This is a genomic window from Frateuria sp. YIM B11624 (genome assembly GCF_049727805.1).
Taxonomy (GTDB): domain Bacteria; phylum Pseudomonadota; class Gammaproteobacteria; order Xanthomonadales; family Rhodanobacteraceae; genus Frateuria_A.
In genome coordinates this window covers 1-12,872 of record NZ_JBCNYA010000003.1, presented here as the reverse complement: position 1 = coordinate 12,872, position 12,872 = coordinate 1, and the positions used below count along the sequence as shown (strand labels likewise).

At 68.3% G+C, this 12,872-nt stretch carries 15 protein-coding genes and 1 pseudogene; 9 read left to right on the top strand and 7 right to left on the bottom strand.

Features of this window, described 5'->3' with window-relative positions; genetic code table 11:
• Window positions 1-6: 6 nt before the first annotated feature.
• On the bottom strand, window positions 7-522 hold the full coding sequence (locus AAIL17_RS01980; protein ID WP_424681129.1) for a hypothetical protein: 516 nt from the start codon (window positions 520-522) through the stop codon (window positions 7-9).
• A 147-nt stretch (window positions 523-669) separates the two neighbouring features.
• The gene (locus AAIL17_RS01975) at window positions 670-849 is read right to left on the bottom strand and encodes a CsbD family protein (RefSeq protein WP_424681128.1); all 180 of its coding nucleotides are present in this window, start codon (window positions 847-849) and stop codon (window positions 670-672) included.
• Window positions 850-1,074: 225 nt separating this feature from the next.
• Between AAIL17_RS01975 and AAIL17_RS01970 the strand changes: the two genes are divergently transcribed.
• Both AAIL17_RS01970 and AAIL17_RS01965 read left to right on the top strand, forming a co-directional pair.
• Window positions 1,075-2,277, top strand: a complete 1,203-nt coding sequence (locus AAIL17_RS01970; RefSeq protein WP_424681127.1) for a zinc-dependent alcohol dehydrogenase — start codon at window positions 1,075-1,077, stop codon at window positions 2,275-2,277.
• A 13-nt stretch (window positions 2,278-2,290) separates the two neighbouring features.
• Window positions 2,291-2,713 (top strand): hypothetical protein, encoded by a 423-nt coding sequence (locus tag AAIL17_RS01965; protein ID WP_424681126.1) that lies wholly within the window; start codon window positions 2,291-2,293, stop codon window positions 2,711-2,713.
• A gap of 49 nt (window positions 2,714-2,762) precedes the next feature.
• Here the strand turns inward: AAIL17_RS01965 and AAIL17_RS01960 are convergent, their stop codons facing one another.
• Window positions 2,763-3,017 carry a hypothetical protein gene (locus AAIL17_RS01960; protein WP_424681125.1) on the bottom strand — a complete coding sequence of 85 codons (255 nt, stop codon included), beginning with the start codon at window positions 3,015-3,017 and terminating at the stop codon, window positions 2,763-2,765.
• A gap of 124 nt (window positions 3,018-3,141) precedes the next feature.
• A complete protein-coding gene (locus tag AAIL17_RS01955; RefSeq protein ID WP_424681124.1) occupies window positions 3,142-3,666 on the bottom strand; it encodes a hemerythrin domain-containing protein in 525 nt (174 codons plus the stop codon).
• Between the two features lie 380 nt (window positions 3,667-4,046).
• Here AAIL17_RS01955 and AAIL17_RS01950 point away from each other — a divergent pair, with 380 nt between their 5' ends.
• From AAIL17_RS01950 to AAIL17_RS01935, 4 genes are all read left to right on the top strand, one after another.
• Window positions 4,047-5,360, top strand: coding sequence for a DUF418 domain-containing protein (locus AAIL17_RS01950; RefSeq protein WP_424681123.1), 1,314 nt, complete (start codon window positions 4,047-4,049; stop codon window positions 5,358-5,360).
• Window positions 5,361-5,456: 96 nt separating this feature from the next.
• On the top strand, window positions 5,457-6,269 hold the full coding sequence (locus AAIL17_RS01945; protein WP_424681122.1) for an SAM-dependent methyltransferase: 813 nt from the start codon (window positions 5,457-5,459) through the stop codon (window positions 6,267-6,269).
• Between the two features lie 120 nt (window positions 6,270-6,389).
• A complete protein-coding gene (locus AAIL17_RS01940) occupies window positions 6,390-6,659 on the top strand; it encodes a hypothetical protein (RefSeq protein ID WP_424681121.1) in 270 nt (89 codons plus the stop codon).
• Between the two features lie 151 nt (window positions 6,660-6,810).
• Window positions 6,811-8,472, top strand: a complete 1,662-nt coding sequence (locus AAIL17_RS01935) for a diguanylate cyclase (RefSeq protein ID WP_424681120.1) — start codon at window positions 6,811-6,813, stop codon at window positions 8,470-8,472.
• A 3-nt stretch (window positions 8,473-8,475) separates the two neighbouring features.
• Here the strand turns inward: AAIL17_RS01935 and AAIL17_RS01930 are convergent, their stop codons facing one another.
• From AAIL17_RS01930 to AAIL17_RS01920, 3 genes and pseudogenes are all read right to left on the bottom strand, one after another.
• Window positions 8,476-8,853 (bottom strand): Mut7-C RNAse domain-containing protein, encoded by a 378-nt coding sequence (locus AAIL17_RS01930; RefSeq protein WP_424681119.1) that lies wholly within the window; start codon window positions 8,851-8,853, stop codon window positions 8,476-8,478.
• A gap of 32 nt (window positions 8,854-8,885) precedes the next feature.
• Window positions 8,886-8,975 (bottom strand): annotated as a pseudogene (locus AAIL17_RS01925) (Mut7-C RNAse domain-containing protein); the annotation flags it as partial.
• Between the two features lie 139 nt (window positions 8,976-9,114).
• A complete protein-coding gene (locus AAIL17_RS01920; protein WP_424681118.1) occupies window positions 9,115-9,579 on the bottom strand; it encodes an NUDIX domain-containing protein in 465 nt (154 codons plus the stop codon).
• A 79-nt stretch (window positions 9,580-9,658) separates the two neighbouring features.
• On the opposite strand from AAIL17_RS01920, the gene AAIL17_RS01915 reads away from it, so the two are divergent.
• The 3 genes from AAIL17_RS01915 to AAIL17_RS01905 all read left to right on the top strand — a co-directional run bounded on the left by AAIL17_RS01915 (window position 9,659) and on the right by AAIL17_RS01905 (window position 12,694).
• Entirely contained in the window at window positions 9,659-9,925 is a 267-nt protein-coding gene (locus AAIL17_RS01915) for a DksA/TraR family C4-type zinc finger protein (RefSeq protein ID WP_424681117.1), read from the top strand.
• A gap of 157 nt (window positions 9,926-10,082) precedes the next feature.
• Window positions 10,083-10,946: an aldo/keto reductase gene (locus AAIL17_RS01910; protein WP_424681116.1), complete on the top strand. Its 864-nt coding sequence runs from the start codon at window positions 10,083-10,085 to the stop codon at window positions 10,944-10,946.
• 350 nt (window positions 10,947-11,296) lie between these two features.
• Window positions 11,297-12,694: a replicative DNA helicase gene (locus tag AAIL17_RS01905; protein ID WP_424681115.1), complete on the top strand. Its 1,398-nt coding sequence runs from the start codon at window positions 11,297-11,299 to the stop codon at window positions 12,692-12,694.
• The last annotated feature ends 178 nt before the right edge of the window (window positions 12,695-12,872 follow it).

The window sequence follows — 12,872 nt, the reverse complement described above, 5'->3', positions numbered from 1 at the left end:
GCCGCGCTAGGCGGCACCCGCCAACTGCGGCACCTCCGGGTGCGCGTGCAGCGGCAGGTGCCTGGCGCCCGTGGCGAGCAGCGCCGGGCACGCGTTGCCGAGCGCGTCGCGCGAGGCATCGATGACTACCAGGATGCGGCCTGAGTCGATCTCGTCCTTGAACTTGCGGTGCACTGCATCGGGCACGTCGGTGCCCACCAGCGCACCCGTCCAGCAGCCGACCGCCGCGCCCGCCAGTGCGATGGCGGCGGCGCCGGCCAGCGTCACCCCCAGCGGCGGCACGGCGATCGCGACCAGGCCCAGCAGCACGCCGGTACCGCCACCACAGGCGGCGCCGCGGGCGGCGGCCGGATAGAAATCCGTGCGCCCGGTCATCAGGTGGTCGGGAATGTGTTGCAGCTCGATGTCCTCGCGCGCGATCAACGAGATGCCATCGTCGGGAATGCCGGCCTGGCGCGCGGCCGTCATCAGGGCACGCGCGGCGGTGAGGTCGGGAGTGCTGAATACGCAGCGGGTCTTCATGGGCGCCTCCCCGGTAGGGGCCCCGGCCGGTATGGCCGACGGCCATACCGTATGTTTCGCGCGCGCCGGTGATGGTTGCGTGGGTCGGTTGTTACGCGGGGCCGCCCGTCGCCCGGCACCGGGGCGCGGGCGACGGGTCGGGCAACGTCAGTCGTCCAGATCCTCGATCTCGTCCTGGGCCTCGCCGATGTTCTTCTGCGCCTTGCCCGCGTTCTTCTCGAGGTTGCCGGCGACTTCCTTGGAGGTGTTGCCGGTCAGCTTGCCGACGCCTTCCTTCACGGCGCCCTTGACCTGGTGCTCGGTGCCTTCGATGCGGTTGTCGTTCATGCGTGTTTCCTCCTGGCCTGCGGGGTGCAGGCACTTCCTGTATAGGCCGGCGCGCGTTCAGCACGGGTGAGGGCGGCGCAAGCATTTCGCAGCCGTCGCCTGCCTGCCGGACACGCAGGCGCACGCGCGGTGCAAAGGCAAATCGATGCACGGCGTTCCCGCGCCGACGACACGCTCCCGGCTAGCTTCCCGCCATATCACGCGCGTACATCGCGGAGGACGACCATGCTTGCCACCACCTATCGCCGGCCCTACCGGGTGCGCGCTGCCCACGTGCCGGAGCCGGCGATCGAGCATCCGGAGGACGCCATCGTGCGGGTGACGCGCGCCTGCATCTGCGGCTCGGACCTGCACCTCTACCACGGCCTGGTGCCGGACACGCGGGTCGGCTCGATCTTCGGCCACGAGTTCACCGGCATCGTGGAAGATGTCGGCTCGAACGTGCGCAACCTGAAAGTGGGCGACCACGTACTGGTGCCGTTCAACGTCTTCTGCGGCACCTGCGGCTCGTGCTCGCGCGAGCTCTACGGCAACTGCGAGAACGTCAACCCCGAGGCGACCGCGGTGGGCGGGGCCTACGGCTACTCGCACACCGCCGGGGGTTACGACGGCGGCCAGGCCGAATACGTGCGCGTGCCGTTCGCCGACGTCGGGCCGACCGTGATCCCGCCGGATATCCACGTCGAGGATGCCGTGCTGCTCACCGACGTGGTGCCCACCGGCTACCAGGCTGCCGAGATGGGCGACATCCACGAGAACGATACCGTGGTGGTATTCGGTGCCGGACCGATCGGCCTGATGGCCGCGCGTTGCGCCTGGCTGATGGGCGCGGGGAGGGTGATCGTGGTCGACCAGGTCGACTACCGCCTCGATTTCGCGCGCCGCTTCGCGCAGGCCGAGACGGTCGACTTCCGCGAGGTGGAAGACGTGGCCGCGCACATCAAGAAGATGACCGATTGGCAGGGCGCCGACGTGTGCATCGACGCGGTCGGCTGCGAGGCCGACGGCAACTTCATGCAGACGCTCACCGGCCTGAAGCTCAAGCTGCAGGCCGGCGCCGCCACCGCACTGCACTGGGCGATCAATTCGGCGCGCCGCGGCGGCAACGTGTCGATCGTGGGCGTGTACGGGCCGACCTTCAATGCCGTGCCGATCGGCAGCGCCATGAACAAGGGCCTGACCCTGCGGATGAACCAGGCGAGCGTGAAGCGCCACTTGCCGCACCTGATCGAACATGTGCGCGCCGGCCGGCTCAAGCCGCGCGAGCTGATCACCCATCGGGTGCCGCTGGAGGAGGTTGACGAGGCCTACCACCGTTTCTCCGCCAAGCAGGACGGCTGCATCAAGACCGTGCTGATCCCGCCGCACGCCGGCCACGTCGACAGGCCCGTGCCGATCGCGCGCCCGGCGTCCAACCACTTGCATTGAAGGCTTCAGACCGATGAACCAGGCGACCGATCATTCGCACATCCCCGACTGGGGCGTGGACCTCGACCCGGCCCGGCGCCCAGGCGTACCGATGGAGCGCACGCCGCCGCGGCTGGAGAGCGTGCATCGGGACCGTCCCGCCCAGCAGCCGCATACGGTGGAGGTGCTGCACTCGATCGAACGGCTCGGCATCACCCCCGTGTTCGGCACCAGCGTGCCGCCCAGCGGCGTGAGCGGCTGGATCCGCCGGCGTGCGTTCCGCCGCAGCGAGAGCGACCTGCGCCACTGGATGCTCCTGCTGCTGGCCGACCGCGTGAACGTGGTCGAGGGCCTCGCGGACGACGTGCGCCGCTCGCCGCGCGCGCGTGCCGCCGCCTTCGGCGTCGCCGGCGCGGCGCTGGCGTTGTGGATGCTGCGGCGCCGTCGTCGCGCCTGAAGTTACGGCTTCTTCGATGATCGACGGCGAGATGCCGTCGCGGTCCGGATCAGCCCGGCTCCGTCGCCGGCGACTCGTCGTTCTTGCGGACCCCGCGCAGGTTGAACAGGAACAGGCCGACCTGCAGCCCGATCAGCGCCCAGGCGCGGTCACGCCAGCCCCAGGCCACCCACAGGACGTTGCTCAGCACGAAGCACCAGAAGCCCCAGGTGCGCTTGCGCCGCGACAGCGAGCCGACCAGCCAGGCGGCCACCAGGGTGACCGCCATGGCCGGCCACTGCAGCGCGTCGATGAGGTCGCTCAAGGCCAGCGGCGCCCTGCCGTACGTTTGCTGCCGCGGGGGCCGGATCGCCGTGGACTCGTGCCGACGCCGCCACGCGCGCCGGGACCGCACGGGAACATGGGATGCAGTCGCACGCGTGCCGCTGTCAGGCCGGCGAATCCGGGTTGCGCAGGAAGGCCATCGCCGCGGTCTTCACCTTGGCGTAGCTGGTGATGGCGTCGGCGCCGGAGGATTCCTTCCAGCTTGCGTACTTGCGGTCGAAGTCGGCCAGTTCTTCGGCGCTGAACAACTGGCGCACCGCGTCGAACATCTTGGTCTCTTCCTCGTGCGCGTGATGCTTGATCAGCTCGCCGCACACCTGCACCGAACCGGCAAACTGCCGCGAATCGACGTCGGCGGCATGGATGTCCGGCAACACCGCGAGCTCCACCGCGCGATGTTCCTGGATCGCCTCGGCGTAGATCAGCTTCTGCTCGTGGTCGGCGCGATCCTCGAAAGCGGGGTAGAACACCGTTTCCTCCCACTTCGCGTGCGGGATCAGCAACGTCTCGATCTGCTTGAGCAGGTCGTGGCGCGCATCGGCCTCGGAATCGGCGGTCTTGTTGATCTGCGCGAACAGCTCGCGCAGGCGGTCGTGTTCGGTCTTGAGGGTGTCGAGGATGTCAGGCACGGTGCGTCTCCGGATCGATTTCGGCTATTGCACATCCTCCCGTGTGGCACGGCCGTGAACCGCCGGAAGGTCCTCCGCCACGTAGAGGATTGGCGAGCGCACTGCGTGCCTTCGTCCGATCCGTCCGCCGGGCAGGATGGATGCGGTGGAGAAGGCATTGGGCCGTCTCCGGACGTGGCAGGGGGCGATCAGCTCGCATCAGGCTGCACGGTGTCACTGCACGCCGCTACTGGCAGTGCGCAGCGGAGTCACTTGGCACAGGATGCCGCCCGCGCGGGACCTGCCCCTACAGAGCGCATCGCGCGGGGGAGTGCCAATCCCGGAAAAAAAGGCGCAGCCTGAAGTGGCAGAATCAAGCGAGCACCTTCAAGGATCCACGCATGCAGGCATCTCTTGAAAGCCCCGTCGCGCCGAAGGATCGCTACACGGTGGTCGATGCCTTGCGTGGATTCGCGCTGGCGGGCGTGCTGCTGGTCAATCTCGAATACCTGAGCCTCTACGCCCTGCTTCCCGCTTCGCGCCAGGCGGCGTTGCCGACCGCTGCGTTCGATGCCGTCGCCGTCGCGCTGACCGAACTGCTGGTCAACATCAAGTTCATCACCTTGTTCTCCCTCTTGTTCGGTCTGGGTTTCGCGCTGCAGCTCGAGCGTGCCCGGGCGCGCGGCGCGGGCGGCATCGCCCGCTACGCCCGGCGGCTGGTGGTGCTGGCCGGCATCGGCGCCGCGCATGGCTTCTTCGTCTGGTGGGGGGACATCCTGCTGACCTATGCGGTGGTCGGCCTGCTGATGCTGGCGTTCGTGCGGCTGCCTGATCGCGTGCTGGTCGTACTGGGCATCTTGACCGCGGTCGCGTTGCCTTCGCTGCTCAAGCCGTGGATGCATCCACTGCTGCCGGCCATGCCGGGGCCGGCCGAGGTCTCCGCAGCCAGCGTCGCGGCGTTCACCTCGACCTCGTGGACGCGCACGCTGCATGCCAACCTGATGTTTTCGGGCTGGGAACGCGTATCCAGCCTGGCGCTGGTGAGCTTCGTATTGGGCCGTTTCCTGCTCGGCCTCTGGGCAGGGCGGCGCGGCCTGCTGCAACGGCCGCTCGAACATCTGCCGCTGCTGCGTCGGCTGTGCGTGTGGGGGCTCTCGATCGGCGTGGCCACGTGTCTGCTTTCATGGGCGGGAACGGCGCCGCACACGGTGCTGCCCGGGCTCCACGGCGGCGCGCGGTTACTGGTTCTTCGCCTACTCGATGGCATGGCTCCGCTGGCCCTGGGCATCGGCTATGCGGCTGGCTTTGTGCTCCTGTACCAGCGCCCGACCTGGCAGCGCCGGCTGCGCGTGCTGGCGCCGGTGGGCCGCATGGCCTTGACGCACTACCTGTCGCAGAGCGTATTGGGCGTGATGCTGTTTTACGGCATCGGGCTGGGCCTTGGCCCGCGTTGGGGCATGCCCGGCGTGCTCAGCGCCTGCGTCCTGATCTTCGCTACGCAGGTGCTCTTGAGCCGATGGTGGCTGGCGCGCTTCCGCTACGGCCCGCTGGAGTGGCTGTGGCGCTGGATCACCTATGGCGGGCCGCCTCCGCGGATGCGGCAGGGGCCCGACGGCACGCCTGAGCCTGCGGCGATGCGGTCGCGCCTGCCCGCAACGCGCGACTCCGTCGCCTCCCTCGGCGAGCTATCGCGGGAAGAAAAGGCGGCCCCTTAGGAGCCCTGCGCGCACTGCGTTGCATGACGCGCGTAACGTTGTTTTGGCACACTCGACGCTCTCGGCCGTTGCGCCGTCCGGACGGGGGAGCCGGGCATGAGTACGCACCAACCCGCGGGCCGCCTGGTCTGCGTCGGCATCGGCATGACCCTGGGCTCGCACATCAGCCCGCTGGCGCGCAGCTACATCGAACAGGCGGACGTGGTCTTCGCCGGCGTGTCGGACGGCCTGGTCGAGCGCTGGTTGCAGCGCATGCACGCGGACGTGCGCAGCCTGCAGCCATACTACGCGCATGGCAAATCGCGCATGCGCACATATCGGCAGATGGTGGACGCGATGCTCGTCGAGGTGCGCGCGGGCAGGCGCGTCTGCGGCGTGTTCTACGGTCATCCCGGGGTGTTCGCCTGGGTGCCGCACAAGGCCATCGAGATGGCGCGCAGCGAGGGTTACCACGCGCGCATGGAGCCGGGCATCTCGGCCGAGGACTGCCTGTACGCGGACCTGGGCATCGATCCGGGAACCTGCGGTTGCCAGCACTTCGAGGCAAGCCAGTTGCTCATCTACCGCCGCCGCATCGATCCGAGCGCGTGGCTGATCCTGTGGCAGGCCGGCCTGGCGGGCGACCGTTCGCTGAAACGCTTCTCCACCGGCGCCGCGTACCGCCAGGTGCTGGTCGACGTGCTGGCGCGCGACTATCCGCTGGAGCACGAGGTGATCGTCTATCAGGCCGCGACATTGCCGATCGGCCAGCCCCGGATCGAGCGCACGACGCTGCGCGCGCTGCCCGGAGCGGAGCTCGGCATGGCCGACACCCTGGCCATTCGGCCGGCGCAGTCCATGGAGCCGGACGAGGAGATCCGGGCGCGACTGGCGGCGCTGGATGCCGTTTCGGAGCCGGCTGCGACCTAGCCGGCAGGATTTTCCGCCGGTGGCCGCTCAACGGCAGCGAAGCAGGATATGATCGGCGAGGGCGTACGGTTGCCGCGGGGGCGGTACCGGACCCCGGCTATCACAGTATTGGGGACACCTATGACGGACGTGATCGATATCCTCGAAAGGATGGGGAGCGACGCCGCGTTGCGCGATGCGCCTCGGGATGCGCTGGAGCAGGCGCTGGCGGCGGAACGGATCGACGAAACCATGCTTGCGGCGATGCTGTCGGGCGATAGCGCGAAGCTCCAGTCCTTGATGGGAGCGGGTGCCCAGTTCAGCGTGATCATGCCGAGCGAAGAGGAAGAGGCGCCGGCCGACGGGGAGGAAGGCGAGGAATTGCCTCCTGACGGGGATGGCGTCGTCTGACCGGTCTCGGTTGCGACTTCCCGTTGTGGCCCGAATCATGTCTGGGTCTCGCCGCAGCCGGCTCTGGTTTCCGGGCGGCGTGTGTTGCCTGGCTCTTTTCCTCGGTCCGGTCATCGGGTCGACCGTACCGGAATCCGCTGAAATCACCCGGATGCTGGTGCGGGCGGACCACCTGAAGGCGTCCGACAACCCGGCCTTCGTTTCCCTTCTCGACCAGTTGCACCTTCGCGAAGCCAGCCTGAGCGACGAGCAGCGCCTCCTCCTGAAGTACCTGGACGCATGGCAGCTCGACTACCGGGGCGACTACAGTGCGGCGCGAGCCTCGCTGACGGCCATCATCCGCGAAGCGCCGGACGCCACGCTCCGGTTTCGTGCCACGGCAACGCTGGTCAACGTTCTCGGTGCGGTGCACCGCGACGAGGACGCGTTCGTCCAGCTGAATCAGTTGATCGAACAACTGCCCGGGATCACCGAACGTGAACTGCGTTGGCAGGGGCTCGGCGAGATCGCCCAGTTGCTGACCGCGGCGGGCCAATACGATCTCGGCACGAGTTACGCCAAGCAGATGCTGGACCTCGTCCCGCCGGGGGAGACCGCGTGCAAGGCCTCGTATTTCATCGAGCACGCACGCTACAGCAGCGGCCAGTTGAGCAAGGGCGACCCGCAGGCAGAAGCGGCCATCGACGCCTGTGCTCAAGCTGGAGAGTCGGTGTTCGCCAATGCGCTGCGCGCCGATATGGCCAGTGTGCAGATCAAGGCCGGGCATCCGACCGAGGCAGCAGCCCTGCTCGAGAAGCACTATCCGAGCGTGCGCCATGACCAGTACCTGATCACCATCCTGCGCTTCGACGCGCTGCTCGCGCAGGCGTATCTGGCCATGGGGCAATCCAGCAGGGCGCGAACCTACGCCCTGGCGGCGGTGCAGGCGAGTACGCCCGGGGAGTTCACCGATCCGCTGCGCATGGCCTGCAAGACGCTCTACCAGATCGATCAGCAACGCGGCGACTTCAAGTCCGCCCTGGGCTGGCACAGGCGCTACATGGAGGCCGACAAGGGGTATCTCGACGACGTCAGCGCCAAGGCCCTGGCCTTTCAGATCGTCAAGCAGCAAGTGCAGGCGAAGAAGCTGCAGGTCGACGCGTTGGACAAGCAGAACAAGATCCTGCAGTTGAAGCAGGCGCTCGACCGCAAGGCGGTGGAGGCCAGCCGGCTGTACATCGCCATACTGGCACTGGGGCTGCTGGCGATCGGCCTATGGTTGCTGCGGCTGAAACGTTCGCAGTTGCGGTTCATGCGCATGGCACAGTGCGACAGTCTCACCGGCATCTACAACCGCAAGCATTTCATGAACGAGTCGGAGTACTCGCTCCGCTACGCCCAGCGCACGGCCCGGGGCGCCTGCCTGGTGCTGATCGACCTGGACCATTTCAAGCTCATCAACGATACCCACGGGCATGCGACCGGTGACCAGGTATTGCGCCGCGCGGTGGCCGCCTGCCAGGAGTTCATGCGCTCGACCGACGTGTTCGGTCGGCTGGGCGGTGAGGAATTCGGCGTACTGCTGCCCGAGTGCGGGCTGGACAGCGGCATCGAGCGCGCTGAAGCGATTCGCCGCGGCATCGCCCGGCTGAGCGAGCAGGCGGATCCGGGCATTCCCGTATCGGCCAGCTTCGGCGTGGCATGCACCGGCGAGTCCGGTTACGACCTCCGGCAGTTGCTGGTGGATGCCGACCAGGCGCTCTATCGCGCCAAGCGCGCCGGGCGCAACTGCGTGGTGGCCGGCAAGCAGGGCGAAGGGGTCGTGGTCGCCTGAGGCCTACGCGCCGGGTCCGGTCCGGGCCAGCGCGTGCCATTGCCCGAGCCGGGCCTGCATGCGCCGTACATGGCTGCCCGGCCAGTAGATCCGGCCGCACAGCGGGCAGGCGCGGAACGGTCCCGGCAGGTCCCGGGCGCGCGACGGCACGCGCCCGCGCTCGTCCGGCGTGGCCTCGTGCAATGGTGTGTTGTCGAGCAGGCAACGGGTGAACGGTGCCCAGGTCCAGTCGATTCCCAACGCCGTCGTCAGCTCGCTCGCCTGGGCATCGAGGCTGTTGGCCACCAGCAGCGATACGCGAACGTCTGCGCCGGCATGCGCGGCCAGGTGCCGGTCGCGCGTGACCAGGACCCGCTGCTGCGCACGGCAGGCATCCAGCACGGCCGGTCCGTCGAACTGGCCGGCGCCAATCCCGTGTCGTAGCCCGCCGCGCGCAGCCACCGCGCGAGGCTGGCCAGCATGGCATCGCAGTACAGGCGGTGCGCTTCGGTGATGGCGGACATATTGCGATTCAAGCGGCGCACGGGCCGAGGCGATGTGATCCGGCGACAGCGGACCGCCGTCACCAGGAGCCTTTCACCGGTTAATCAAGAAGCGGGCGGACTTCGAGCCGTCGAGATGCATCGCGGAGAGTGCCCGGTGTCATCCCCCTTGCGTCAGGCCGGCCTCCAGCCGATCAAGCAATTCCGCCTGGCTGGGCAGGATCTTCACCCGCGCCTGCACCAGCGTGAACCAGCCGACCCGGTCGATCTCCGGGAACGGAACAAGGCGCCCGCTGTGTGGCGGCCACTCCAGCTCGAACAGGTTGCTGCGCAGCGAGTCCGGATCGAAGTCTCCTTCCAGCGCGAACGCCTCGACCCACTTGCCGCCACGCTGCCGCAGCCGTCCCAGCGCCTGCAGCGGGCCCACGGCCGGCATGCCCAGCTCTTCCTCGAACTCGCGCCGCGCCGCGGCCTCGGCGTCTTCGCCGGGCAGCAGCTCGCCCTTGGGCAGCATCCAGGCACCCTCGTCGCGGCGGCGCCAGAACGGGCCGCCCGGGTGCGCCAGCAGGACCTGCGGTCCTTCGCGCAGGCGGTACATCAGGATGCCGGCGCTGGTGACGGGCATGGTTCCTCCGGCGCAGCCGATCCCGCGTTCACTTCGGTCGCGGTAGCATCCATGTTCCCGTGAATTCCCGGAGACCGCCATGGCCATCGGTTGGGCCGGCGACGGCGCCGTGCAGGACCAGATCGACGCGACCGTGAAGGACGCGATCAAGCGCGCGCGCAGCAAGCTGCCGCAGGGGCCGAGCCTGAGCCACTGCGAGGAATGCGATGCGCAGATTCCCGAGGCACGGCGCAAGGCCGTGCCCGGTGTGCGGCTGTGCGTGGCCTGCCAGGAGGCGCAGGACAAGGAGCAGCGTGCGGTCAGCGGCTACAACCGCCGCGGCAGCAAGGACAGCCAGCTGCGCTAGGGCGGCACGCGCGGTCGCCCGGCAGGCGCCGCGAACCACCGCCGGCAGGCTGTTCCTCTACCGCTTTCGTCAACGCGCGAGGGCCATGGGCGCGCAATGCGCTTGCCGTGTCGTCCCGCGTCCCCATAACGGGACTTTCCCTGCAAGGACATCGGCGATGGTCAGCTCTCCCAACGCAGCGTCCTCCGGCCAGTTCATGGTCGGCGGCGACATATCCGTAAACCGCTTGGGTTTCGGTGCCATGCGCGTTACCGGCAAGGGCATCTGGGGCGATCCGGCCGATCCGCAGGAATCCCGGGCGACGCTGCGCGCGCTGCCGGAACTCGGCGTCGACCTCGTCGACACCGCCGACAGCTACGGGCCAGAGGTGAGCGAAGACCTCATCCGCGAAGTGTTGCATCCGTATCGCGGCCTGCTGATCGCTACCAAGGGCGGCCTGACCCGCCATGGACCAGACATCTGGGCACCGCTGGGCCGCCCGGAGTACCTGCGCCAGTGCGTGCTGATGAGCCTGCGCCGGCTAGGTGTGGAGCGCATCGACCTGTGGCAGTTGCACCGCATCGATGCCAAGGTGCCGCGCGAGGAGCAGTTCCAGGCCATCGCGGACATGCGCAAGGAAGGCCTGATCCGCCACGTGGGCCTGAGCGAGGTGAACGTGGAGGAGATCGAGGCGGCGCGCCGCTACTTCCCGGTCGCCACCGTGCAGAACCTCTACAACCTGGCCAACCGCAAGAGCGAGGCGGTGCTCGACTACTGCGCCGGGCAGGGCATCGGCTTCATTCCCTGGTATCCGCTGGCCGCCGGCGACCTGGCCGCGCCCGACTCGGTACTGAGCCGCATCGCCCAGCGCTTGGGCGCCAGTAACGGCCAGGTCGCGCTGGCCTGGTTGCTCAAGCGGTCGCCGGTGATGCTGCCGATTCCCGGTACCTCGAAGGTGGAACACCTGCGCGAGAACGTGGGCGCGGCGCAGCTGAAGCTTTCCGACGAGGACTATCGGGCGCTGGAGGCCTCTGCCCGCTGACGGGCGCGTCCGGCGCAGAGCGCCCCCATCCACCTGTCGGCACCTTCCCCCGCATTCGCGGGGGAAGTCTCGGGAATGCGGCGATGCGCTTTGGTCCTCCCCGTTCACGGGGAAGGCTCGGGAACGAGGCGCTGCCTTTTTGATCCTTCCCCCGTTCACGGGGGAAGGTGCCCGCAGGGCGGATGGGGGAAACCTTGCGAGGAACCTTCCCCCCGGGTTTATCCACCTCTCCCCACAGCTTATCCACAGACTTATTGTCTCGTCGGCTGAGAGGCCGCCGCGTATCCTCTTCGCTCATGTGCCTGTCCCAAACCAGCGGCGGCACGGCAGTCTGCGAGGAAACCCGACCCATGTCCTTCGTCCCCGAGCGCAAGAGCGGCCACGGTTCCGCCATCGAGGCGCTGCGCGTGCCGCCGCATTCGATCGATGCCGAGCAGGCGGTGCTGGGCGGCCTGATGCTCGCGCCCGACGCGCTGGACAAGGTCGCCGACCGGCTGGGCGAGGGCGACTTCTACCGCAAGGACCACCGCCTGATCTGGCGCGCGATCACCGAGCTGGCCAACAAGGGCATGCCCTGCGACGCGGTGACCCTGGGCGACTGGTTCGAGGCCAACGGCCTGGCCGAGATGGTCGGCGGCGCCAGCTACCTGATCGAACTGGCCAACGCCACGCCGAGCGCGGCCAACATCGGCGCCTACGCGGACATCGTGCGCGAGAAGTCCGTGCTACGGCAGCTGATCGATGCCGGCACCGGCATCACCGAGGACGGCTATCGGCCCGAAGGCAAGAGCGTGCAGGAAGTGCTGGAGAACGCCGAGCAGGCGGTGTTCAAGATCGCCGAGTCGGGCGCGCGCGGCAAGAAGGATTCGGTGTCGATGCGCGAGGCGGTCAAGGACGCCTTCCGCCTGCTCACCGAGCGCTACGAGAACCGCGGCCAGCTCACCGGCATCTCCACCGGCTTCAACGACCTGGACGAGCTCACCTCCGGCCTGCAGCCCTCGGACCTGATCATCGTCGCGGCGCGTCCCTCGATGGGCAAGACCGCGTTCTCCGTGAACATCGCCGAGGCCGCCGCGCTGCGCGCGAAGAAGCCGGTGGTGATCTTCTCGATGGAAATGTCCTCCTCGCAGCTCGCGCTGCGACTGATCTCCTCGATTGGCCGCATCCATGCCCAGCACCTGCGCAATGGCGACCTCTCCGAGGAGGACTGGCCGCGCGTGACCAACGCCATCGCGATCCTCTCCGAGGCCAAGATCTTCATCGACGACACCCCCGGCCTGTCGCCGGTGGAGCTGCGCTCGCGCTCGCGCCGCCTGCACCGCGAGCACGGCGGTCTGGGGCTGATCGTGATCGACTACCTGCAGCTCATGCAGGTGCCCGGGAACAAGGAGAACCGCGCCACCGAGATTTCAGAAATCTCGCGTTCACTCAAGGGCCTCGCCAAGGAACTGAACGTGCCGGTGATCGCCCTGTCGCAGTTGAACCGCTCGCTGGAACAGCGCGCCGACAAGCGCCCGATGATGTCCGACCTGCGCGAGTCGGGCGCCATCGAGCAGGACGCGGACGTGATCATGTTCATCTACCGCGACGAGTACTACAACAAGGAATCGCCCGACAAAGGCCTGGCCGAGATCATCATCGGCAAGCAGCGAAACGGCCCCACCGACACGGTCAAGCTCACCTTCCTCGGCCACTACACGAAGTTCGAGAACTACGCGCCGGATTCGTTCGTAGGGTCGTTCGATTGAAGGCGGGGAACGGGGAACAGGGAACGGGGAACGCGCGGTCCGCGTACGCCGGTGGCTCGTCGCCCGATGTGGCCGCGGTGGCTCGGTGGTGCGCCGGCGCGCCGGCTTGCCGTGCACTCGACGTTCCCCGTTCCCCGTTCCCCGTTCCCCGCTGCACCCCATGAGCCGCACCACGACC